General features: G+C 41.8%; 21 protein-coding genes and 1 pseudogene. 14 read left to right on the top strand and 8 right to left on the bottom strand.

Annotation, left to right across the window (positions count from 1 at the left end; genetic code table 11):
* Positions 1-15: 15 nt before the first annotated feature.
* A complete protein-coding gene (locus tag AACM02_RS11695) occupies positions 16-1,212 on the bottom strand; it encodes a pyridoxal phosphate-dependent aminotransferase (protein ID WP_214062461.1) in 1,197 nt (398 codons plus the stop codon).
* 289 nt (positions 1,213-1,501) lie between these two features.
* Here AACM02_RS11695 and AACM02_RS11690 point away from each other — a divergent pair, with 289 nt between their 5' ends.
* Entirely contained in the window at positions 1,502-1,639 is a 138-nt protein-coding gene (locus AACM02_RS11690; RefSeq protein ID WP_332455760.1) for a 5-keto-4-deoxyuronate isomerase, read from the top strand.
* A 51-nt stretch (positions 1,640-1,690) separates the two neighbouring features.
* Here AACM02_RS11690 and AACM02_RS11685 read toward each other — a convergent pair whose 3' ends face one another.
* The 4 genes from AACM02_RS11685 to AACM02_RS11670 all read right to left on the bottom strand — a co-directional run bounded on the left by AACM02_RS11685 (position 1,691) and on the right by AACM02_RS11670 (position 4,328).
* Positions 1,691-2,137 (bottom strand): hypothetical protein, encoded by a 447-nt coding sequence (locus tag AACM02_RS11685; protein ID WP_332455759.1) that lies wholly within the window; start codon positions 2,135-2,137, stop codon positions 1,691-1,693.
* Between the two features lie 72 nt (positions 2,138-2,209).
* Entirely contained in the window at positions 2,210-2,593 is a 384-nt protein-coding gene (locus AACM02_RS11680; RefSeq protein WP_339117087.1) for a hypothetical protein, read from the bottom strand.
* Positions 2,594-2,648: 55 nt separating this feature from the next.
* Positions 2,649-3,200 (bottom strand): RNA polymerase sigma factor, encoded by a 552-nt coding sequence (locus AACM02_RS11675; protein ID WP_332455757.1) that lies wholly within the window; start codon positions 3,198-3,200, stop codon positions 2,649-2,651.
* A 39-nt stretch (positions 3,201-3,239) separates the two neighbouring features.
* Complete coding sequence (locus AACM02_RS11670; RefSeq protein ID WP_339117086.1) at positions 3,240-4,328, bottom strand: tetratricopeptide repeat protein; 1,089 nt, start codon at positions 4,326-4,328, stop codon at positions 3,240-3,242.
* Between the two features lie 336 nt (positions 4,329-4,664).
* On the opposite strand from AACM02_RS11670, the gene prmA reads away from it, so the two are divergent.
* From prmA to AACM02_RS11650, 4 genes are all read left to right on the top strand, one after another.
* Positions 4,665-5,501, top strand: a complete 837-nt coding sequence (gene prmA / locus AACM02_RS11665; protein ID WP_332455755.1) for a 50S ribosomal protein L11 methyltransferase — start codon at positions 4,665-4,667, stop codon at positions 5,499-5,501.
* Positions 5,502-5,598: 97 nt separating this feature from the next.
* Positions 5,599-7,269 carry a putative transporter gene (locus AACM02_RS11660; RefSeq protein WP_332455754.1) on the top strand — a complete coding sequence of 557 codons (1,671 nt, stop codon included), beginning with the start codon at positions 5,599-5,601 and terminating at the stop codon, positions 7,267-7,269.
* 202 nt (positions 7,270-7,471) lie between these two features.
* A complete protein-coding gene (locus tag AACM02_RS11655; protein WP_339117085.1) occupies positions 7,472-10,138 on the top strand; it encodes a 4-alpha-glucanotransferase in 2,667 nt (888 codons plus the stop codon).
* Between the two features lie 77 nt (positions 10,139-10,215).
* Entirely contained in the window at positions 10,216-10,686 is a 471-nt protein-coding gene (locus tag AACM02_RS11650; protein ID WP_339117084.1) for a DUF4348 domain-containing protein, read from the top strand.
* A gap of 18 nt (positions 10,687-10,704) precedes the next feature.
* Here the strand turns inward: AACM02_RS11650 and cdd are convergent, their stop codons facing one another.
* Positions 10,705-11,184 carry a cytidine deaminase gene (gene cdd / locus AACM02_RS11645; protein WP_339117083.1) on the bottom strand — a complete coding sequence of 160 codons (480 nt, stop codon included), beginning with the start codon at positions 11,182-11,184 and terminating at the stop codon, positions 10,705-10,707.
* Between the two features lie 16 nt (positions 11,185-11,200).
* On the opposite strand from cdd, the gene AACM02_RS11640 reads away from it, so the two are divergent.
* From AACM02_RS11640 to AACM02_RS11615, 6 genes are all read left to right on the top strand, one after another.
* A complete protein-coding gene (locus tag AACM02_RS11640; protein WP_332455750.1) occupies positions 11,201-12,163 on the top strand; it encodes a glucosaminidase domain-containing protein in 963 nt (320 codons plus the stop codon).
* 72 nt (positions 12,164-12,235) lie between these two features.
* Complete coding sequence (locus tag AACM02_RS11635) at positions 12,236-12,829, top strand: DUF4290 domain-containing protein (RefSeq protein WP_332455749.1); 594 nt, start codon at positions 12,236-12,238, stop codon at positions 12,827-12,829.
* A 3-nt stretch (positions 12,830-12,832) separates the two neighbouring features.
* The gene (gene rimM / locus AACM02_RS11630) at positions 12,833-13,366 is read left to right on the top strand and encodes a ribosome maturation factor RimM (RefSeq protein WP_339117082.1); all 534 of its coding nucleotides are present in this window, start codon (positions 12,833-12,835) and stop codon (positions 13,364-13,366) included.
* Between the two features lie 70 nt (positions 13,367-13,436).
* Positions 13,437-14,627 (top strand): 1-deoxy-D-xylulose-5-phosphate reductoisomerase, encoded by a 1,191-nt coding sequence (locus tag AACM02_RS11625; protein WP_339117081.1) that lies wholly within the window; start codon positions 13,437-13,439, stop codon positions 14,625-14,627.
* Positions 14,628-14,674: 47 nt separating this feature from the next.
* Positions 14,675-15,997, top strand: coding sequence for an RIP metalloprotease RseP (gene rseP, locus AACM02_RS11620; RefSeq protein WP_214062599.1), 1,323 nt, complete (start codon positions 14,675-14,677; stop codon positions 15,995-15,997).
* 70 nt (positions 15,998-16,067) lie between these two features.
* Positions 16,068-17,018 (top strand): methylenetetrahydrofolate reductase, encoded by a 951-nt coding sequence (locus AACM02_RS11615; RefSeq protein WP_339117080.1) that lies wholly within the window; start codon positions 16,068-16,070, stop codon positions 17,016-17,018.
* Positions 17,019-17,022: 4 nt separating this feature from the next.
* Here the strand turns inward: AACM02_RS11615 and AACM02_RS11610 are convergent, their stop codons facing one another.
* Positions 17,023-18,054: an inorganic phosphate transporter gene (locus tag AACM02_RS11610; protein ID WP_332455745.1), complete on the bottom strand. Its 1,032-nt coding sequence runs from the start codon at positions 18,052-18,054 to the stop codon at positions 17,023-17,025.
* A gap of 57 nt (positions 18,055-18,111) precedes the next feature.
* Positions 18,112-18,759 (bottom strand): DUF47 domain-containing protein, encoded by a 648-nt coding sequence (locus tag AACM02_RS11605; RefSeq protein WP_286846888.1) that lies wholly within the window; start codon positions 18,757-18,759, stop codon positions 18,112-18,114.
* A gap of 397 nt (positions 18,760-19,156) precedes the next feature.
* Here AACM02_RS11605 and AACM02_RS11600 point away from each other — a divergent pair, with 397 nt between their 5' ends.
* The 3 genes and pseudogenes from AACM02_RS11600 (at position 19,157) to AACM02_RS11590 (ending at position 22,034) form a co-directional block, all read left to right on the top strand.
* Positions 19,157-20,269, top strand: a complete 1,113-nt coding sequence (locus AACM02_RS11600; RefSeq protein WP_332455744.1) for a DNA polymerase III subunit — start codon at positions 19,157-19,159, stop codon at positions 20,267-20,269.
* A 156-nt stretch (positions 20,270-20,425) separates the two neighbouring features.
* Positions 20,426-21,478 (top strand): annotated as a pseudogene (ricT, locus tag AACM02_RS11595) (regulatory iron-sulfur-containing complex subunit RicT); the annotation flags it as partial.
* Between the two features lie 91 nt (positions 21,479-21,569).
* Positions 21,570-22,034 (top strand): gliding motility lipoprotein GldH, encoded by a 465-nt coding sequence (locus tag AACM02_RS11590; protein WP_332455743.1) that lies wholly within the window; start codon positions 21,570-21,572, stop codon positions 22,032-22,034.
* The last annotated feature ends 8 nt before the right edge of the window (positions 22,035-22,042 follow it).

Here is a 22,042-nt window from a genome sequence, read left to right as displayed (position 1 = left end):
TTTGAGCGTTGAGCACTACTGTTTGTTATTATAGGCTTCCAATGCTTTTTCCAACACAATCAACGCGTTGTTTAAATCTTCTTTGTTGAGTACATAAGCTATGCGGACTTCGTTTTTCCCTAATCCGGGAGTGACGTAGAATCCCGATGCCGGAGCCATAAAGATGGTTTGGTTTTCGTATCGGAAATCCGAAAGGCACCATGCGCAAAATGCATCCGTATCGTCCACGGGAAGGCTCGCTAATGTATAGAAGGCGCCTTCGGGCTGAGGCGAATAAACACCGGGAATTTTGTTGAGCCGTTCGATCAGGAAATCACGGCGACTTTTGTATTCATCAAAATTTTGCTGCATGTACGCTCCGTTTTCCTGTAACGAAGCATTTGCGGCAATTTGTCCAATCAACGGAGGGCTCAACCGTGCCTGACAGAACTTCATCACCGTGTCGTGCAGTTTTTTATTTTTGGTAATCAAGCATCCTATACGAATTCCACACTCACTGTATCGTTTCGATACAGAATCGATAAGAACGACATTCTCTTCAATATCCTTCAAGTGGCAAGCCGAGATGTAAGGCGCGTCGCTATAAATAAACTCTCGGTATACTTCGTCGGAAAACAGGTAAAGGTTGTGTTTTTTTACCAACAGCCTGATTTGCTCCATCTCCTCTGCTGTATAAACATATCCGGTGGGATTGTTCGGGTTGCAGATAAGGATACCCTTAGTTTTCGAATGGATGAGCGCTTCGAATTTTTCTATTTCCGGGAGCTTAAATCCGGTATCGATACTCGTTGGAATGGTTTTGATAATAGCACCTGCAGATACGGCAAAAGCCATGTAATTGGCATATGCCGGCTCAGGGACAATGATTTCATCGCCCGGATTTAGACAAGCCATAAAGGCATACAGCACGGCTTCCGAACCACCTGCGGTAACGATAATTTCTTCAGGTAAAAGATGGATGTTGAATTTTGCATAATAGTTCACCAGATTTTCGCGAAAAAAACGAAATCCGTCACTGGGACTATATTCCAACGTGGTCCTGTCGATACTTCGAATAGCGTCCAGGGCTACCTGAGGCGATGGCAAATCGGGCTGACCGATATTCAGGTGATATACTTTTACTCCGCGAGCTTTTGCTGCATCCGATAGTGGAGCTAATTTTCTAATGGGAGAGGCGGGCATCTGTAAGCCCCGCTCTGAAATCTGAGGCATATTCTTACAACTAATTACGGAAAAAATCTAATGATTTCCGCTAAACAAGGTGCAAAGTTAATAAAATTGGATGGATTCCTTTTATTTTGTAACGGTTAATCCCGTTTTTTTTACAAATTAACTATGTTATGACTCATCAGTCCTAATTTTCTAATACGGTGTCAACAAAATTCGTTCAAGTGCTTTACGGGGAAACCCCTACAGGTACGGATAGTCCAGTCGATGTGTGCCTGTACAATCCCTGGGAAATAGGTGTATTTATCGTTTGTTAACCAAAAAAGAGGAAGAAATGAAAACGCACCAGGAACTGCGTTATGCATTGTATCCGGAAGTTGCAAAACATTACACGATGGAAAGGATCAGAAGCGATTTTTTAAATGGTAAAATTTTTAATGGGAGAGTTACCAAAGCCTATATGCCTAAGTAATGGAGCTTAAGTGGCTTCATCATTGCAGGTGTTATTAATCTCGTTGAATTTTTACTCGCTTCCTCTAAATTTCATCACTTCCCTTTGCATAAATTTCCGCTCGGCTTGTTGTGCCCGATAGAGTTTTTCGGGAGAGAGGATTTTTTCCAGTTTTTCGGAATATTGCTTGTCCAGCTCGGCTTCTTTTAGTTTTACATCTACATCGTTTTCCAGAAGCTGCCGGTATTCTTCGTTAGACATGTTTTTATTGCGTTGTTTCATCTTCTCCACTTTATCCCGGTGTTGTTTGTGAAGTTCGAATTTTTTCTTGGACAAATCGTTATACAGCGGAAAATATCGGTTAGCTTCCTCTTTGGTTAATCCCGCTTCTTTCTGAATGTATTCCATTTTCCTTTTTTCGTAATCGGCCATATTCATTTTACGGACCTGGGCAAAGGATGCGAACGTGAAGGCGCTGACTATGAGGGTAAAACAAAGAAGTGTGATGCTCTTTCTCATACAATTGTTATTTATTTTTTTCTTTGTAGCCGTATGGCAATTGAGCGAAGCGAAATTGCCCGCTCTCATTGCTTAGTTCATATAAACCTGGTTGTACATATAATCGTAGTAACCGTCATTCACCAATTGTTCTTCTAAATATTGATAAAATTCCTCTTCTGTTATCTGCACGGTCGACCAGTAATCATCGGTAAACTGCGTAGATGATATTGTAGCGACCTGATTTGTGGTGTTTCTTGTTAGCAATTGGATAGTAAAAAAGATACCCATAAACATAGCAGCCATATAAACCCAGGGTTTGGCTTTGTCCCACATGGAAACCTTTTTTGGTTCTACTATCTCTTTCTCGGGTAAACGAGCCATTATGTGTTCGTTAAACCTCGAAAAATAATCCTCGGGTACAGTAAATGGATTTCTTTTTTCGATCTCGCTCAATTTATTTATTTTTGTTTCCATACCATTTTTCTTTGCGCTGTACTACGTTGAGTAGACTTTCTCTCTATATAAAGGTTTAATTGGAATCTGTTAAAAAATTTTCGATCTTTTTAACGGCATGATGATACGATGCTTTTAGTGCACCCACCGATGTGCCAAGTATCTCTGACATATCTTCGTATTTCATCTCATCGAAATACTTCATTTGAAACACTAGCCGTTGCTTATCCGGTAAAGTTAAAATAGCTTGTTGAAGCAGTTTTTGTGCTTCATCCCCATCAAAATACTTATCTCCCTCGAGTGTGTTTAACAGGAAGGAATTCTCATCATCGACCGATACGTTGTTCTGGTTCCTTTTTTTATTCAGGAATGTGATGCTTTCGTTAATGGCAATCCGGTAAAGCCACGTCGTTAATTTTGATTCTCCACGAAAATTATCAATATTGATCCAGGCCTTAATGAAAACGTCTTGTAGAATATCGTTGGTATCTTCGTGCGACAATACCATTTTTCGAATTTGCCAGTATAATCTTTCGCTGTATTCTGAAACAAGTATGGCGAAGCCCTGTCGTTGGGTTCTGGGGTCGCGTAACTTTTCTAATAACTGTTCTTCGCTATATTTGTCCATAAAAGGGTTGAAGCTGAGTCACAAAGGTAACGTTTTTTTTCAATTTTTCCCGTTGTCCTCTCCATTTTCGAACCAGTTGATGAAATTTTCAGCATCGGTTTTGTTGTTTTCCCACCATTCCAGTGATTCCGGAAAGTAAGAAACGCTTATGTAACGGCAAAAAGTATCGTAATGATTGGAGTTGAGGATGCTTTTAAAAAAAGGATAATGGAAGGTCCAGAAACTCCCGCTTTTTAGAGCTCCCGATTCTTTTTCGAGTGCGCTGAGGATGGCTTTGTTTACTTCTGTAAAAACAAAATAGACATCTGTGTCCTTTTTTGCTGCTTTTAGGGAGTCCATCGAAAATTTTATGGCGTTGTAAATAATTTTTCGATTCAATCCTTCTTCGGTTGAGAGAGGAGGCATTTCTTGCTGAACACTGTTCTCAGGCATGTTTCGTAACAATTGTTGCTGAATAAATGACCGCTCTACCGGTTTTTCCGTCACCGGTTTCACAAGCATTGTCTGGAGCATCTCTTCGAAAGCATTCTTGGACCTTTTACTGTCGGGTTCCAATAATAAAAACAACTGAAAAGAATAAATGCTTCTTACCCAAAGCCCCTTGTCTCTTTGTGCATAAGCATTCAAAAGAAAGGCACCGCTGTTGGTTTTATCCAACTCGATGGCACGGCTTACGTGTTCAAGGGTCTTATCTATATCCCCTTTTTTGTAATAATTCAATGCCATATTGAAATGCAATAAATAGGAATCGCCATTCTTTATCAAACCCTCCTGCAGAATAGCAATTGCGTTATCGATTTGTTTCATCTCGGCCATTGCTTCACTTTTAACAGCATAAGCTCCAATGGAAAGGTTTTTATCGTTTGAATTAATAACACGTGTGCTGTATTTTGAAGCGTTTTCATAATCTTTCAGTTCAAGGTACGAAAGTGAAATTTCGTATAACGCCAATGTCGATTTTGGATTTATTTTCAATGCCTGTTCAAACTTTTCGATGGCCTTCTTGTATTCTGCTGAATCGTGTAGCGCAACTCCTTCATGAATAAGGGTTTGCACATTATTACCTTGCCCGTTTGTATTTAAAATTACGATGGAAATTAAAAAGAGTATGATGAGAATTTTCTTCATAAATTACTTTTTGCGGGGTAAATGTAAGACAAAAAAAGAGATATTTAAATTTTTCATTAAAAAAAGCGGTTTATTCTAACAATCGTAAACAATTTGTCTTGTATTTAAATATTTTTTTAGAAGTCAGTGTGTCGAATAATGTTGTATGTTTGTATCCTGAAATTCCTGTTAAACGAGCATGATAGCTGTTTTCAAACAAGAACAGGGTTAAAGGCGAAACGACATTCGACAACCGGATGGGAGTCTACTGCCACTTGTTGGTGTTCTCACTGGAAGTTGGCGATCTCGCTTCATTCAATTCAGTACGGCACTTTTAAAATAACTAGTTTTAATCATATGAAATACGTTGAGGTAAATTTTATTTGTAATCCCGATTCTGAGATAATTACCGATGTGTTGGCAGCTCAACTCTCCGATATCGGTTTTGAGAGTTTTGTTAAATCAAATACGGGGCTGCTGGCCTATGTTCCCGAGCCAACGTTCTCCACAGAGAAGATTGACACCTTGCTCCAGAATTTCTTCTTAGATGCAGAGATTGGCTATTCGTTTAAAACGATTGAAGATAGAAACTGGAACGAGGAGTGGGAAAAGCATTATTTTCAACCCATTGTATTTGAAAACAAATGCATTATTCACAGTTCATTCCATCAACCCGGCGGGGATTATAATTATCGTATCCTTATCGATCCTAAAATGGCATTTGGAACGGGCCATCATCAAACCACAGGGTTGATATTGAAAGAAATTTTATCGATGGACCTGCAAAACAAGTCTGTTTTGGATATGGGTTGCGGAACAGCTGTTCTTGCCATTCTGGCTTCAATGTGTGGTGCTGATCCCATCATTGCAATTGATATTGATGAATGGGCATACCAAAATGCTTTGGAAAACGTTCACTTAAACCGTATTAATAATATCAGCGTGTTATGCGGTGATTCCGGACTGTTAGGAAACGATATGTTTGATGTGATTTTCGCCAACATTAACCGGAATATTTTGTTGCAGGACATTCCGGCTTACACGAAAGTTCTAAATCCTGGTGGAAAGCTTGTCATGAGTGGTTTTTACAGGGAAGATATTCCGGTGATTCATGAAAAATGTGTGCAGTATGGATTAACGTATCGTGATTTCTCTGAAATGGAAAACTGGGTGGCTGTTGTATGTGAAAAATGAGCTTTCCTGCGAATTATCTTTTGTTTTACCCCCAAATAAGTTGTAACTTTGCACCTTATTTCGTGTATTCACATTTTTTGTTTAGGTTATTTTTTTTATGGAATGGATTAATGATTTGATCTTCGGATCGGGTGTTGCGCACGCCATTTTTGTACTTGCGCTGGTAATTTCTTCCGGAATCCTGCTGGGAAAAATTAAAGTCTTCGGTGTTTCTCTCGGAATAACGTGGATTCTGTTTGTAGGTATATTTTTGGGTCATCTGGGTTTAGGGATTGATGAACATATTCTTCATTTTATAAAAGAATTTGGGCTCATCCTTTTTATCTATTCTATTGGGATGCAAGTAGGTCCCAGTTTTTTTTCTTCCTTCAAGCAAGGCGGGATCACCCTGAATTTATTGGCCTCATCGGTAGTATTTCTGGGCGTTATCACCACTTACGTAATTCATGTTATAACCGGATTACCCATTTCTACCATGGTGGGAATATTATCTGGAGCGGTAACCAATACCCCGGGACTGGGTGCGGCGCAACAAACTTACTTTGACGTAACCGGCTCCCAGGATCCTTCTATAGCCATGGGATATGCAGTAGCCTATCCCCTTGGTGTTGTAGGTATTATTCTTAGTCTTATACTCTTTAAGTCGCTGTTCAGGATAAATTTTGCCAGGGAGAACGAAGCAATCAGTATAACAAATGCTTCTAAAATGACCGAAGCACAAATGTTTTCACTTCAGGTACATAATCCGGCTGTTTTTGGCAAAACCATCCACGAGATAAAAAGCCTCATGGATAAGGAATTTGTCATTTCCAGAGTCCTGCACAACGATTCCGGAATATTAACGGTGCCTCTGCCGCACACCGTGTTGAATGAGAACGATAAAATACTGGTGGTTACAAACCTACAAAATATTGAACTTATTGAAGCTTTGATCGGTCAAAAAATCGATATGGATAGAAACGAGTGGAATAAGCTTGACAATCAATTGATTTCGCGAAGAATAAATGTAACCAAGGCGGGAATTAATGGAAAATCTATCGGACAATTGCGGTTAAGAAATTTGTACGGAGTAAATATTACCCGGGTTAACCGCGCCGGCGTTGATCTGGTTGCTGATCCGAGACTACAGTTGCAGCTGGGTGACCGGGTAACCGTTGTGGGTTCCGAAGCATCCATCGCTAATGTTGAAAAATTCCTTGGAAACTCGTTGAAAAGGCTGCGTGAACCCAACCTTATATCTATTTTTATCGGGATCGCCCTGGGAGTTTTAATCGGAAGCATCCCTTTTATGTTTCCTGGAATCCCCCAACCCGTAAAACTAGGACTGGCGGGTGGCCCTCTTATTGTTGCAATTCTTATCAGTAAATTCGGACCTAAATACGGATTGGTAACCTACACAACGATGAGCGCAAACCTGATGCTTCGGGAAATAGGTATAGCGTTATTCCTTGCATGCGTAGGATTAAGCGCAGGAGAAGGCTTTGTTGAAACCGTGGTAAATGGCGGATACAAATGGATCGCATACGGTGCCATTATCACGGTTGTTCCACTTTTAATTGTGGGTACTATCGGAAGAAAAGTTTATAAAATCAATTACTTTACGCTGATGGGATTGATTGCGGGAAGTATGACCGATCCCCCGGCTCTTTCATACGCTAATGCGACTGCAGGAAACGATTTCCCAGCAGTAAGCTATGCGACTGTCTATCCGCTTACCATGTTCCTGCGGGTTATTACGGCGCAATTGATGATTCTGCTGTTTCTATAAACTCCGTCTGATCGATTTCTAGAACAGGAACAGACGAACAGGGAACAGGGTCTTCAGCTAAGTGTGATGTCTGCAATCGTTTGCACGTGATAATGTTTAAAAAAAACTTATTCTGGTTATCTATCCGTTTGAAATAGTTGTAGTTTTGTTTTCAATCGGCAGGGGCGATAAGGTCGGTTACGTTTAAAGAAAATAAGTTAGAATGAGCCTTATAAAATTCCAAATAAGTTATCACACAAATTTTGGTCAAGAAATCTATGTTTGTGGTTCAATTCCCGAGTTGGGCAACCTTGATGAGACCGGTGCATTAAAATTAACCTGCGAAGGGGAGGTGTGGTCTGCCGAAACAGAGAGTAAAACAACCGGACAAATCGAATATTATTATTTCTTGAAAGAGCAGGGTAAAACTATTCGAAAAGAGTGGGGGAGCCATCGTAGATTACAGGTTGAGAAATCGAAGATGTTTTTTGTTCAAGATTTGTGGAAAAATAAACCCTGTCACGGTTACCTGTATTCATCGGCTTTTACTGAAAGTATCTTTTTCCACGAAAAAGCCAACTCAACTTTATCCTATTTTCCCAACAGTATTTTATTGAATGTGATATGCCCTTTTGTGAAAAAAGGGCAGAAGTTGGTTGTTTCCGGTGAAATTGACCAATTGGGAAACTGGGCTTTAAATAAAGCCAAACCACTTGATTATGTCGGAAACGGAGAATGGCAAATACTCCTGAACGCTAAAAGCCTTCCCAATGAGTTTTATTATAAGTTTGTTATCGTAGATGAGGATACCCGCCAGTCCATACATTGGGAAGATGGCGGAAACAGGATTTTGTCAACGCAAAAAGCAAAAAACCAAAACAGTGTATGGGTTGAAATGGGGTTGCAATTTCATTACAACTACTTTTTGTTTAAAGGTACGGGAACGGCTATTCCTGTATTTTCGCTTCGAAGTGAAAGTAGTTTCGGAATTGGGGATTTTCTCGATCTGAAAAAAATGATCGACTGGGCTGCGCTGACCCATCAGCAACTTATCCAGATGCTGCCCATTAACGATACTATCACTACCCAAACGTGGAGAGACTCTTATCCTTACAGTGCTATTTCGTGCTATGCATTGCATCCCATTTATTTGGGACTTTCGGCTTTCCCGCTAAAGGATCAGTCAAAGATGAATGCTTTCCTGGAAGAAGCCCGGAAATTGAATAAATTGGCTGATCTTGATTATGAAAAGGTGTTGAGTTTGAAGAAAAGATATACAGAACACCTTTTTGAACAGGAAAAGGATGAAATTTTATCATCCGCGGCGTATCAAGTGTTTTATGAAAAAAACCGGTTCTGGCTTTTTTCGTACGCGGCATATTGCTATTTGAGGGATAAGTTAGGCACGGCGCGGTTTACCGATTGGGGAGAGTTTGCAGTTTATAATGAACAAAAGTTGCAACAACTTATCGAGGAGGACCCCGAGGCAAAAATTGTGACCGATTTTTATGCTTTTACTCAGTATTTGCTGGACAAACAGTTGGGTGAAGTTCAGGTGTATGCTCACGGGAAAGGGGTCGCTTTAAAGGGAGACATACCTATTGGAATAAATCGCGATAGCATTGATGCCTGGACAACGGGCTATCTTTTCAATATGGATACGCAAACAGGAGCACCGCCCGATGATTTTTCCTTTTTCGGGCAAAATTGGGGATTTCCTACTTACAACTGGTGCGCGATGGAACAGGAAGGTTATGCATGGTGGAAAAACCGGTTCTGTAAAATGGCAGATTATTTTGATGCTTACCGCATCGACCATATTTTGGGCTTTTTCCGCATTTGGGAGATTCCCATGCACTCTGTCCAGGGATTATTGGGGTATTTTAGTCCGGCCTTGCCTTATTGGCCCGAAGAGTTGAATCTGGCAGGCATTCCTTTCGATGAAGAACGGATGACAAAGCCATTTATACACGAAGCATTTTTGCCTGAAATATTTGGTGAATATACTCCCGAAGTGACGGCGGAGTACCTCGAGGTTTCCGGATGGCAGCGCTTCAACCTTAAAAAAGAATACGATACACAACGGAAAATTCAGCATTTTTTTGAGGGTAAAGCAGACCTTAAAAATCTGAAAATCCGTGATGGGTTGTATGCATTGTGCAACGAAGTATTGTTTGTAAGAGACCGGATGAATCATAACCTGTTCCACCCGCGTATTACGGCGCAACATAGTTATTCTTATAGGTATCTCGACGATAATGTGAAAAGTGCTTTTAACCGGCTTTATGATGATTTTTATTACCGGCGTCACAACTATTTCTGGCGCGAACAGGCCATGAGGAAATTGCCACAACTCATTTCTTCAACCCCTATGTTGGTTTGCGGAGAAGACTTGGGGATGGTGCCCGATAGTGTGCATTCGGTAATGAACGAACTCCAAATACTCAGTCTGGAAATTCAACGGATGCCGAAAGACCCGAACGTATCGTTTTCCGATCTCCATTCATTGCCTTATCTTTCGGTTGCCACAACGTCAACCCACGATATGTCACCGATAAGGTTGTGGTGGAAGGAGAACAAGGAGATTACCCAAAAATATTACAACGAGATTCTTAACCACGAAGGGGAGGCTCCAGACGAATGTTCTCCCGAATTGTGCCGGCAGATTATACAACAACACTTGAATTCGTCGGCCATGTGGGTGATTTTACCCTGGCAGGACTGGATATCGCTTTCCGGAGAGCTTTCGCGGAAGGATCCTGCAGAAGAACGTATAAATGTGCCAGCTAATCCCGAGCATTACTGGCGGTACAGGATGCATATTTCGTTGGATGACTTGTTGAAGAAAAGTGAATTTAATGCAACCATAAAATTGATGGTGGAAAGATAAAATTATGCAGGATTAATGGTGTAAAACCCATAATTATAGTACCTTTGCACCATCAAACGCATAATTTACCGCTCAAGATGAAAATAAACCCTGTTGTTGTCTTTCTTTTTTTTGTTTTCTTGTTTGTAAACTGTTCCGGTAATGGCAAAGGTAATCGTGAACAGGAAGGTAAAGACACAGCATTTGCTCAGAAAAATCGGAAACAAACGAGACAGGAGGACTTTTATCAATTTCTTGATAAATTTAATTCAAAAAGGATTTTTCAGCTGGAAAGAATTATTTTCCCTATAACGGTATTGGCTCCTGATGCTAATCGGATAGCGTTAGAACCTACTGAGGAGAAGATTGAAAAAAGGGATTGGGAGCTGCTCGACTTAAGTTACGACAGTACCTATACCACCCGCGATTTTGACAAATACACGCAAACGGTAAATTTTAGAAAAGATACCGCTCACGTTGCTCTTCGCGGAATCGACAACGGCATATATGCTGATTATTATTTTAAGCTGATCGACGGAGAGTGGTTTTTGGTTACCTTGGTGGAGTAAAAAAGCGTAAACTCAAAATTATTTCAACATTTCATCCCCAAAACTCAACGGCAGCAAACTCTTTATGCTGTTGACCACATAAATCCCATCATCACTGTACATCAATATTTTTATAGGCGCTTTGTACCGGGTTTCTGTTTCCAGCAGCACCTGCCTGCAGGCTCCGCAAGGAGTTACAACATCTTTGGTGAATCCTCCGTTGTGGTGTGCAGCAACGGCTATGGCTATGATTGTCTGATCGGGATAATTGGCGTTGGCAAAGAAAACAGCTGTCCGTTCGGCACATGTCCCCGACGGGTATGCCGCGTTTTCCTGATTGTTGCCCGTTATGACTTCTCCGTTTTCAAGTAGCAGTGCCGCCCCGACCTTGAAGTTGGAATAACGTGCATATGCATTTTTTGTGGCTTGTTTTGCTGCTTCGATCAGTTTTTTTTCCGTTTCGGTACATTCTTCTAAAAGATAAACGCTTATCTTTGTGGTTAAATTTATTTCTTTCATTCTGTTTGATTGAAATATGAAAATTATTTTTTTAATGAGTTTTCATTACAAATATAGATATATTTCAGTTCTTTCTCTCTTTTTGATTTGTTTATTTGCTCCCGGTTGGGTTTGGGGACAAAGCCGGTTAAGGGTTTACGAAGAATATATTGATAATTACTCCGATATTGCCGTGCGTCACATGAACGATTATAACATACCGGCCTCCATCACACTGGCACAGGGACTGCTGGAGTCGGGAGCGGGTATGAGCGACTTGGCGAGACGGTCAAACAATCATTTTGGTATTAAATGTCACCGCGGTTGGCGTGGAGAATCAGTATATGCTGCAGACGACACTCCCAACGACTGTTTCAGAAAATACCGTAAAGTGGAAGATTCTTACGAAGACCATGCGCAATTTCTTACCGTTGGAGGCCGTTATCGGGAACTTTTTGAATTATCGGCCACCGATTACAAAGGATGGGCGCGAGGATTGCAAAAAACGGGATATGCAACCGACAGGGCTTATGCCAACAAGCTTATTAAGTTGATTGAAGATTACGAATTATATCGATTCGACAACAAAAATTATCGCAAAGGGATCACCCGGAGACAGCGAGAAGAAAACTTAGAGCAGGAAGTGGCACGGGCTAATTGGACGCATCAGCCTTATAAAACACACGGATTGGTTTATGTTATAGCTGTGAATGGCGATTCCTTTGCCGGAATTGCTCACGAATTCGGTTTCAAGGAGAATGATTTGCTCAAATTCAATGAAGTACCCGAAGGTTTTCCGCTGAGCGAAGGCGATATCGTTTATTTCCAAAAGAAGAAACCGAGAGCTGATAAACCCTATTTTGAGCACACGGTGCAAATAGGGGAGTCGATGTACAGCATTTCGCAGAAATACGGTATTCAGCTAAGAAACTTATACCGGCTGAACAAAAAAAGTTATGAATATGTCCCCGAAGAAGGGGATGTGCTTAGGCTCAGGTAGCGGAAAATTCGACGTGAAAAATCTTGGTTCTATAATTATAAACAACAGATAAAATCAAAAAATAAATAAAATATGATATACAACACTCAGAAGAAAAAACTGATTATGCCCGAATACGGGAGAAACATACAGAATATGGTGGATCACTGCGTAATGCTTAAGGACAAGGATGAGCGGAGGAAATGTGCTTATGCCGTAGTCGATATTATGGGAAGTATGTTCCCGCATTTGCGTGATGTGAATGATTTTAAGCATATTTTGTGGGACCATCTGGCCATAATGTCCGACTTTAAGCTTGATATCGACTACCCCTATGAAGTGGTAACAAAAGAGGACTTGAACACAGCACCTGACAAATTAAACTACAGCCGCCCTACAATGAAATTCAGGCATTACGGGAAATTATTGGAAAAGATGATTACCATTGCTGCCGATATGGAGGATGGGGAGAAGAAGGATTTGCTTATTGCCCAGTTGACCACCCAGATGAAAAAATCATATTCTCAATGGAATAAAGAGGTCGACGATGAGAAAATAATTGCTGACCTGCTTGAACTTTCGGGTGGAAAAATTCAGTTGGACAATGAAAGTTACTCCATTGCTGATGTTAAAAGTACCGCTTCCAAGCGCAGGTTGAAAACAATTAAGTCGCAGCGGCGAAAATAACAAATGATAACCAAGGATGAGGTCCTCAAAATAGGAAAGCTGCAAAAACCTTACGGAATAAAAGGTGAAATCTCACTCGTTTTCGATAAACCGGCGTACACCGGTATCGATGCCGAATTTTATTTCCTGGATATTGACCGTATTTTTGTTCCTTTTCTTATCGAGGAAATCACGTTTATAACCGACACAGGCGCCCGGGTAAAATTTGAGGACGTGAACGATGAAACCGGCGCTGCCAGGTTTGCTAACCTGCACGTTTTCTTGCTTCGCAAACAGGTGCCTGAGAATCTGGATGAAGAGAACCCGGAGTGGGACTTTTTTATCGGTTACCGGGTTATTGACCAGCATAACCGTGATCTTGGTACCATTGAAGGCGTGTATGCGGCAACCCTGAATGTTCTTTTTATTGTGAAGCAAGCAAACGAAGAATACCTTATCCCCGCCACAGACGATTTTATCACCCGGGTAAACGACGAACAAAAGATAATCTGTATGAATCTACCCGAAGGATTGATAGATACTGGGAGTAACCTGTAAATTCCAAATTGATTGTAAGGGTCCCTGTTTTTTTTTATCTTTGCACATCTCTTTGCAACTGCTGCACTTAATGAATGATCAAAAGCGAAAAATAGCTGTTTTAGGCTCCACAGGCTCCATCGGTACTCAAGCGTTGGATGTTATTTCACGGTATCCTGACCGTTTTGAAGCTTATGCATTGGTAGCCAATAATCAGGTAGACCGCCTGTTGGAACAGGTTCGACGATTCAAGCCCGAAGTGGTGGTAATTGCCAATGAAAGCAAGTATGCCGGGTTGAAGGAGGCGCTTTCCGACCTGCCGGTAAAAGTCTGGGCCGGAGCCGAGGCAATTGAACAAGTGGTTCAGAATACTGAAATCGATATCGTGTTGACGGCCATGGTTGGTTTCTCCGGGTTGAAACCCACAATTTCTGCCCTAAAGGCACGAAAAACTATCGCACTGGCAAACAAGGAGACACTGGTTATCGCCGGTGAACTGATAACAAGACTGGCTCTGGAAAACAGAGCAGCCATTTTACCCGTCGATTCGGAACATTCGGCTATCTTTCAATGCCTGAATGGAGAAGGAAGCAACGAAATAGAAAAAATCTTGCTGACAGCGTCGGGTGGCCCTTTCCGGAACTTTTCGATGAGTCAGCTGCAGCAGGTGACCAGAGAACAGGCCCTTCATCATCCTAACTGGAACATGGGCGCAAAAGTAACTATCGACTCCTCCACGCTGATGAACAAGGGGTTGGAAATGATTGAAGCCAGGTGGCTTTTTGATGTAAACCCTTCCCAGATAGAGATTATAGTCCACCCGCAATCCATCATCCATTCCATGGTCCAGTTCAAGGACAGATCGATCATGGCACAACTCAGTTTGCCCGATATGCGGATGCCTATCCAATATGCTTTCTCTTATCCCGAAAGAATTCCATCGGACGTAAAGCCGGTTAATTTCTTTGAACTTTCCACGCTGACTTTCGAAAAGCCCGATACAAAGAGATTCCGCAACTTGGGCCTCGCTTACGAATCTATTGAAAAGGGAGGCAATATGCCTTGCATCATGAATGCCGCAAACGAGATAGCGGTGGAATTGTTTCTGCAGGAGAAAATTGGTTTTCTGCAAATGAGTGAGCTTATTGAACAAACACTGACAAAAACTGTTTTTATCCAGAATCCTTCGTTGGAAGATTACATACAGACCGATACCGAGGCCCGGGAGATTGCGCTTGAAACGGCTAAAAGACTATTAGGTGGCAAAATTTTCGGGTTCTGATTTTTAATTTACAAGAATATAAACTATATTTTAGCTGAGATAATTTAATGGAGACTTTTTTAATTAAAGCGTTACAACTGATACTGAGCTTGTCTATTCTCGTTGTTATTCACGAATTTGGACATTTTATTTTTGCACGAGTTTTCAAAATTCGCGTAGAGAAATTCTATCTTTTCTTTGATCCGTGGTTTGCCCTGTTCAGGTATAAACCCAGAAACAGCGAAACGGAATACGGTGTAGGATGGTTGCCATTGGGTGGCTATGTGAAAATTTCGGGAATGATAGACGAGTCTATGGATAAGGAACAAATGGCTCAACCCGTTCAACCGTGGGAATTTCGTGCAAAATCAACCTGGCAGAGGCTTTTGGTGATGATTGGCGGTGTTTTGTTCAATATTATCCTGGCGTTTTTCATTTACTCGATGATCGTTTTCAGGTGGGGAGATTCATACATCCCGATGAGTAAGGTTAAATCGGGAATGGAGTTTAGTGAAACTGCCGAAAGAGCCGGCTTTAGAGACGGTGATGTCCTTTTGTATGCTGACGGAAAGGAAATCATCGACCGGGCAGGAATCGTTGATAATTTTGCTGCTCAGGTCATCGATGCCCAAACCGTCACGGTCCTGAGAAGCGGCCAGGAAATAAATATACCGATGCCGGCTGATTTTGTTCAACAGCTTATGCGCGACAAGAAAGGTTTTGCAGGATACAAAGATGATGTGCCGACCGTAGTGGAGAAGGTGCAGAAAGGTTCCGAGGCAGAAAAGATCGGGCTTATGAAAGGCGACAGCTTGGTGGGGGTGAACAGTGTATTAACACCTACTTTTCAGGATTTCAGAAGTGAACTCCAAAAAAATAAAGGCCTCCGGATCTCAATTGATTTCTATCGCGAGGGTGTGCTTCAAACCGCTTCGGCCCAGTTGGATACAACAGCTGTGTTGGGATTTAATATTGCATCTTATCTGGTAACGGATCACTATACCTTTTTTGCTTCATTCCCGGCAGGGGTGAAGTATGGCATACGCACATTAAAGGGATACGTCTCCCAATTCAAGCATATATTCACTAAAGAAGGAGCATCGTCACTGGGCGGTTTCGGCACTATCGGAAATCTTTTTCCTGCAAAATGGAACTGGTATTCGTTTTGGATGATGACGGCCTTTCTTTCGGTAATTTTGGCGTTTATGAACATTCTTCCGATTCCCGGGTTGGATGGAGGGCACGTCCTCTTTCTACTCGTTGAAGCTATTTCTGGAAGAAAACCAAGTGATAAATTCCTGGAGTATGCACAGATTGCCGGTATGTTCCTGCTTATAGGGCTGGTCTTGTATGCCAACGGGATGGATATTGTGAGGGCGATATTTAAATAATTTATAACGTACAATGGGAGAAGTTGTTCGGGCTTTTTAACCCGTAACCCGTAACTCATAACCCGAAAAAATGAAAATTTCAGATCTTATACATCAGACTTCGAAACCGGTGTTTTCTTTTGAACTGCTCCCGCCGTTGAAAGGAAACAGCATCAAACAGGTTTTTAATACGATTGACCGGTTGAAAGAGTTTGGGCCGAAGTACATCAACATAACTACTCACCACAGCGAAAATACTTACAAGGAAGACGAAAACGGCATTATCCGGAAAGTGAATGTAAGAAAGCGTCCGGGCTCAGTTGCCATTGCCGCGGCCATTCAGAATAAATACGGTATTCGGGCGGTACCGCACATTATCTCACAGGGCTTTTCAAAAGAAGAAACGGAGTATGCGTTGATTGACCTTTCATTCTTGGGCGTTACTGACCTGTTGCTGTTGCGCGGTGACACCAAAAAATTGGATGCCGACCAGCGAAAAATGGATTGTCACTCTTACGCAACAGGATTACAGGAGCAGGTGAATAATTTTAACAACGGGATTGCCTTGGACGGCTCTACGTTCCCGGCGCCCGAAACTCCGTTTACCTATGGGATGGCATGTTATCCCGAGAAACACGAAGAGTCACCCAACATGGAGTCGGAGATCTATTATACTAAAATGAAAGCTCAGAATGGCGCTGACTATCTTGTGACGCAGATGTTTTTCGATAATCAAAAGTACTTTGATTTTGTCGATCGTTGCCGCGCCGAAGGAATTACTATTCCCATCGTTCCGGGTATAAAGCCCATTCATTTAAAAAATCAGCTGAATGTCCTTCCCAAGATATTCAGGACAGAAATTCCCGAAGACCTGGAGCATGAACTGCGCAAATGCAAGACCGATGCCGATGCCGTAGAGGTAGGAGTGGAGTGGTGCCTTTTGCAAAGCAGGGAGTTGGTGCAGCGGGGTGTGCCCGGAATCCACTTTTATGCTTTGGGGGCAACAGAAAGTATTTACCGGGTAGCCCGGGAGTTGTATTGATGTACTAGAAATAGAGAAACTTTCCTGCTGTAAAATAAACTGTGGCGGCAATCAGTGCGCTGACGGGAATAGTTAATATCCATGCAACAAGTAGTTTCCGGGTAACCCCCCAGCGGACAGCTGATAGGCGTTTTACCGAACCAACACCAATGATTGCACCTGTGATGGTGTGGGTAGTACTTACGGGAATTTTTAGGAACTCGGTGAGGTACAGTGTGAATGCCCCGGCAGTTTCCGCAACAACTCCTTCAAAAGGAGTTACTTTGGTGATGCGTGTTCCCATAGTCTTGACAATCTTCCAACCACCGGACATTGTGCCCAACGAGATGGCAAAGAAGCAGGAGAATGCTACCCAGTTGGGTAAATCGCTGATGGACTCAATTCCGAATCCTATTTCAGGGTGCTGGATGTGGGTGGCGATTAATGCGGCGGCGATGATGCCCATTACTTTTTGAGAGTCGTTCAGCCCGTGGCCGATACTGAACAGGGCAGATGATACGAGCTGGAAATGCTTAAACCAGGTATTCGCCTTGTGCGGATTCGCACGCTTTACAGACCATTGCAAGACGATGGTAAGAATCATGGCTACCAGCATCCCTACCAGGGGCGCAATGAAAATAAAGGAAGCAATCTTCACAATCACGGAAACCTTGATGACCGAAAAACTGGCCCATTTTGCAATGGCCGCGCCGGCAAACCCTCCAATCAATGTATGCGAAGAGGACGAAGGAATCCCAAGCCACCAGGTCAGCAAATTCCACGTAATGGCTGCCACTAACCCGGAAAAAATAATGGGAAGAGTGATGAATTCGGCAATCACGGTTTTTGAAACGGTGTCGGCAATCCCGAAGCCACCGATGAGGTATTTGGCAATGAAGAAAGCGACAAAGTTAAACATGGCTGCCCACAGAACGGCTTGAAAGGGAGTCAGCACCTTGGTGGAAACGATGGTGGCAATGGAGTTGGCCGCATCGTGAAAGCCATTTATAAAATCAAAAATAAGCGCTAAGGAAATAATAACGATCAATAACGTCATACGGATTATTATAAGTTAAGATAAAATAGAATGAAAAACAGCCAGGTAATAACTCTTTTACGCGTATTTTACGATAATCGTTTTTATAATCTTCCCTACGCCTTCAGCTGCATCGGTGGCTTTTTCAAGCTCAAACATGATTTCTTTCTTTTTTATCAACTCGATGCTCTCTTTTTGATTTTCAAATAAGTCGATTAGGAAGTGTTCATAAACATCATCAGCCCTGTTTTCAATAAGATGTAGTTCCCGGCAATAATCCGATACTCTTTTTCTACTTTTCTTCAGGACATCCAATTCATTTACGGCTTTTTCTATCTGGGCAGATGCTTCTATAATCAGTTCGACCATATCTTTGGCTGCAGCCGGCATCTCTTTGGGATTATACAAAAAAACTTTTTTGGCAGCGCTGTTGATATAATCTGTGACATCGTCCATTTTGGTTGCCAGGTTATGAATATCTTCACGATCAAAGGGTGTGATGAAAGTAGCATTCAGTTCATCAAAAATTTTGTTGGAGAGGGTGTCCCCTTTGCGTTCCTCCTCTTTTATTTTTTTGTAGTAATCTGCAGCATTAGCGTGATTGCCTTTTTCCACAAACTCCAACATTAAATAAGATGCTGATTTTATCACTTCTACTATCCCCTTCAAAAGCGGAAAGAACTTGGGCTCCTTTGGGGTGAACTTACTAAAAAATGAATTATTCATTGTCCTTTTGTATCTATAAATTTCAGAAAACGGTCGCGGAACAGGCGCAGATTTTTCTGATCAACGCGAGCCTACAAGCAAAAAATCACGCAAAATTACTTCATTTTTTTAATTTTGAGTTAAGAAATTGTTTTGGATTTTAAATTTCTTCAAAATAACCCGCTACTATGTGCGAATTGAAAATCCAAATCCATCAAAAAGTACGCATGAAACAAAAAATAAGTATAAAGCATGGCATGACAAAAATTAAAACAGTTTATACGATGAGGATAAAAATACAACAATCCGTTAACGGACAATTAAAAGGCTTGCAGAAAGGGGTACAAAACGTTTTTTTGACACGTTTTTCAGTTTCGCTCTTTTTCATTACTTTTGTATAATCAAGAACGGAGGATACATGTATTTTCGTAACATCATAGGGCTTCACGATGTTAAAAAACACCTGACCGATTCCGTGCAGCGCGGCTTTATTCCGCATGCCCGGTTGTTTCACGGTCCGGAAGGTGTGGGAAAACTGCCGTTGGCCATTGCTTATGCCAGATACCTGAACTGCGAAGACAGAACGTTGGAAGATTCCTGTGGTAAATGTGCATCGTGTCACAAATTCGATAAACTGATGCACCCCGATCTGCACTTCGTGTTTCCGGTGGTAAAATCGAAAGTTAGCGATGAATATTTGCCCGAGTGGCGTGAGTTTTTGAGTGGACAGACTTATTTCAACCTGAACGATTGGCTCAACTTCATAAATGCCGAGAATGCACAGGGCATTATTTACTCAAAGGAGAGCGATGAGATTATACGCAAACTGAGCCTGAAGGTTTACGAGGCCCTATATAAGATAATGATTGTATGGTTGCCTGAAAAGATGCACGATGCATGTGCCAACAAGTTGCTGAAAATGATTGAAGAACCACCCGAAAAAACTGTTTTCCTGCTGGTTTCAGAAGACTTGGACCATGTACTGCCCACTATTCAGTCGCGTTGCCAACCGTTGAACATCCGGGCAGTAGAGCCGGATGAGATGGTGGCCTCTATCCGGTCGGTTTATGGTTTACAGGAAGAAGAGGCAAAGTATGTGACGCATATCGCCAACGGGAGTTTTTCAAAAGCCGTGAGTATTATTCAGTCTGCTGACGACAATAAATATTTTTTTTCATTGTTTAAGGAGATGATGCGCTCTTCGGTATCGAGGAACATTAAAGCGATAAAATCGGTTGCGGGTGAAATGGCTTCTATGGGCAGGGAAATGCAGAAAAGCTATTTGCTGTACAGCCTGCGTCTGTTTCGGGAGTTCTTCATAAGTAACTTCAATGAACCCGACATGATTTATCTCAGCGAGGAAGAAAAAGAATTTGGTGAACGTTTTGCGCCTTTTATCAACGAAGGAAACATCCAATCGTTTAACGATGAGTTTCAGCTTGCCTACCGGCAAATAGAGCAAAACGGAAATGCCAAAATTATTTTTTTAGATTTATGTTTAAAAGGTACAATGCTTTTAAAAAATAAGTAATTCAATATTCCACGGAGCGAGTAACGCGAACGAAGTGAGCGGGCAACAATTGAATTACACGCAGTTAAATAACGTTTGCCCTTAGACAATATCAATGTATATATTATGGACAGAGAAAAATTATCAGATAGATTAGCGGACATTGTCCCTGAAAGAATAACGACTGTACGAAACAGTGGTTCTTGCAAGGGATGTCCCAAACATTCCACTAAACTTCATGTTTATGATTGGTTGCACGATTTCCCCGAAATGCAGGAACTGACCAATATGGTAGAAGTTCAGTTTAAAAATACCCGGAAAGGATATTACATAAACAGCAACAATATCGATTTGAAAAAGGGCGATGTTGTGGCCGTTGAAGCTTCTCCCGGTCACGATATCGGAACGGTAACACTTACCGGAAAGCTGGTGGAGGCACAGATGCGTAAAAACAACTATCGAGAAGATGGCAATAGTGGCCCGAGACGGGTTTACCGGTTAGTGCGTCCGGCAGATATGGAAAAGTATGAGCTGGCTAAAGCTAAAGAACAACCTACCATGATTCGTTCCAGAGAGCTGGCTGAGAGTCTTGGCTTGAATATGAAAATTGGAGACGTTGAATATCAGGGGGATGGAAGTAAGGCCATTTTTTACTATATTGCTGATGAACGCGTGGACTTTCGCCAATTAATCAAAGATTTTGCTGCGGAATTCAGGGTAAAGATTGAGATGAAGCAAATTGGCGCGCGCCAGGAAGCCGGAAGGATAGGGGGAGTTGGACCTTGTGGACGCGAGTTATGTTGTAGCAGTTGGATGTCAAGTTTTGTATCGGTATCTACTTCAGCTGCCCGGTACCAGGATATCTCCTTTAACCCACAAAAACTCGCGGGACAATGTGGAAAATTGAAATGCTGTATGAATTATGAAGTGGATGCATACGTGGAAGCCAGCAGAAGGTTACCGTCGCGTGAGATTGTGCTGCAGACCAAAGACAGTGATTATTTTCACTTCAAGACCGATATTTTATCGGGTCAGATCACGTATTCCACGGATAAGAATAATCCGATAAACTTGGAGACAATATCAAAAGAGAGAGTATTTCAAATTATTGAGTGGAATAAAAAAGGGAAAAAACCTTCAAAGTTAGTGTCTGAAACTGAGTCCGGTGAAACAAAAGAAGAAACTATCCAGAACGATTTACTGGGAGATCAGAGTATTACCCGTTTTGATAAAAAGGATGATGGAAGTACTTCTAAAAGGAGAAAACCAAGGAGGGGTAGACAGGACAACAGAAACAGGAAAGGAAAACCGCCTAAACAAAATGAGGAGTAAGCTGTTTGTTGGTTTTTTAGTTGTTTTTGCTTGCTTATCTTCGTGTGACGAAGGAGAGGTTTATTATCGTTTTCATCCGATCAAAAACAGCAGCTGGAGCAAGCAGGCCACAGCTAATTTTTTAATCGACTCGCTTTCCGTTGATCCGGATAAACGATACGATATCGTGTTGGAGATCGTTAACAACAACCGGTATCCTTACCAGAACATCTGGTTGCTCGTTCAACAGAACATAACAGATACTACATTTGTTGGCGACACTGTCGAGATAACACTGGCTGATCCTCAAGGAAAATGGCTGGGAAAAGGTACTGCGGGGCTTTATCAGCTGTCTGTTCCCTACAAAACATCCGTAGCTCTGGATTCCGCACGTGCTTATCTTATCCGCATCCGTCAGGTGATGAAAGACAATCCCATTAAGGGTATTGAGAAAGTGGGGGTGTTGGTAAAATAAGTGTATGG

The organism is Petrimonas sp., assembly GCF_963921705.1.
Taxonomy (GTDB): Bacteria; Bacteroidota; Bacteroidia; order Bacteroidales; family Dysgonomonadaceae; genus Petrimonas; species Petrimonas sulfuriphila.
The sequence above is the reverse complement of the archived record's forward strand: the minus strand, read 5'-3'. Positions and strand labels throughout refer to the sequence as shown.

What these genes read in the sequence shown, in the direction of transcription:
- AACM02_RS11695 (WP_214062461.1), bottom strand. Translation starts at nt 1,212, where the DNA reads ATGCCTCAGATTTCAGAGCGGGGCTTACAGATGCCCGCCTCTCCCATT.
- AACM02_RS11690 (WP_332455760.1), top strand. Translation starts at nt 1,502, where the DNA reads ATGAAAACGCACCAGGAACTGCGTTATGCATTGTATCCGGAAGTTGCA.
- AACM02_RS11685 (WP_332455759.1), bottom strand. Translation starts at nt 2,137, where the DNA reads ATGAGAAAGAGCATCACACTTCTTTGTTTTACCCTCATAGTCAGCGCC.
- AACM02_RS11680 (WP_339117087.1), bottom strand. Translation starts at nt 2,593, where the DNA reads ATGGAAACAAAAATAAATAAATTGAGCGAGATCGAAAAAAGAAATCCA.
- AACM02_RS11675 (WP_332455757.1), bottom strand. Translation starts at nt 3,200, where the DNA reads ATGGACAAATATAGCGAAGAACAGTTATTAGAAAAGTTACGCGACCCC.
- AACM02_RS11670 (WP_339117086.1), bottom strand. Translation starts at nt 4,328, where the DNA reads ATGAAGAAAATTCTCATCATACTCTTTTTAATTTCCATCGTAATTTTA.
- prmA (WP_332455755.1), top strand. Translation starts at nt 4,665, where the DNA reads ATGAAATACGTTGAGGTAAATTTTATTTGTAATCCCGATTCTGAGATA.
- AACM02_RS11660 (WP_332455754.1), top strand. Translation starts at nt 5,599, where the DNA reads ATGGAATGGATTAATGATTTGATCTTCGGATCGGGTGTTGCGCACGCC.
- AACM02_RS11655 (WP_339117085.1), top strand. Translation starts at nt 7,472, where the DNA reads ATGAGCCTTATAAAATTCCAAATAAGTTATCACACAAATTTTGGTCAA.
- AACM02_RS11650 (WP_339117084.1), top strand. Translation starts at nt 10,216, where the DNA reads ATGAAAATAAACCCTGTTGTTGTCTTTCTTTTTTTTGTTTTCTTGTTT.
- cdd (WP_339117083.1), bottom strand. Translation starts at nt 11,184, where the DNA reads ATGAAAGAAATAAATTTAACCACAAAGATAAGCGTTTATCTTTTAGAA.
- AACM02_RS11640 (WP_332455750.1), top strand. Translation starts at nt 11,201, where the DNA reads ATGAAAATTATTTTTTTAATGAGTTTTCATTACAAATATAGATATATT.
- AACM02_RS11635 (WP_332455749.1), top strand. Translation starts at nt 12,236, where the DNA reads ATGATATACAACACTCAGAAGAAAAAACTGATTATGCCCGAATACGGG.
- rimM (WP_339117082.1), top strand. Translation starts at nt 12,833, where the DNA reads ATGATAACCAAGGATGAGGTCCTCAAAATAGGAAAGCTGCAAAAACCT.
- AACM02_RS11625 (WP_339117081.1), top strand. Translation starts at nt 13,437, where the DNA reads ATGAATGATCAAAAGCGAAAAATAGCTGTTTTAGGCTCCACAGGCTCC.
- rseP (WP_214062599.1), top strand. Translation starts at nt 14,675, where the DNA reads ATGGAGACTTTTTTAATTAAAGCGTTACAACTGATACTGAGCTTGTCT.
- AACM02_RS11615 (WP_339117080.1), top strand. Translation starts at nt 16,068, where the DNA reads ATGAAAATTTCAGATCTTATACATCAGACTTCGAAACCGGTGTTTTCT.
- AACM02_RS11610 (WP_332455745.1), bottom strand. Translation starts at nt 18,054, where the DNA reads ATGACGTTATTGATCGTTATTATTTCCTTAGCGCTTATTTTTGATTTT.
- AACM02_RS11605 (WP_286846888.1), bottom strand. Translation starts at nt 18,759, where the DNA reads ATGAATAATTCATTTTTTAGTAAGTTCACCCCAAAGGAGCCCAAGTTC.
- AACM02_RS11600 (WP_332455744.1), top strand. Translation starts at nt 19,157, where the DNA reads ATGTATTTTCGTAACATCATAGGGCTTCACGATGTTAAAAAACACCTG.
- AACM02_RS11590 (WP_332455743.1), top strand. Translation starts at nt 21,570, where the DNA reads ATGAGGAGTAAGCTGTTTGTTGGTTTTTTAGTTGTTTTTGCTTGCTTA.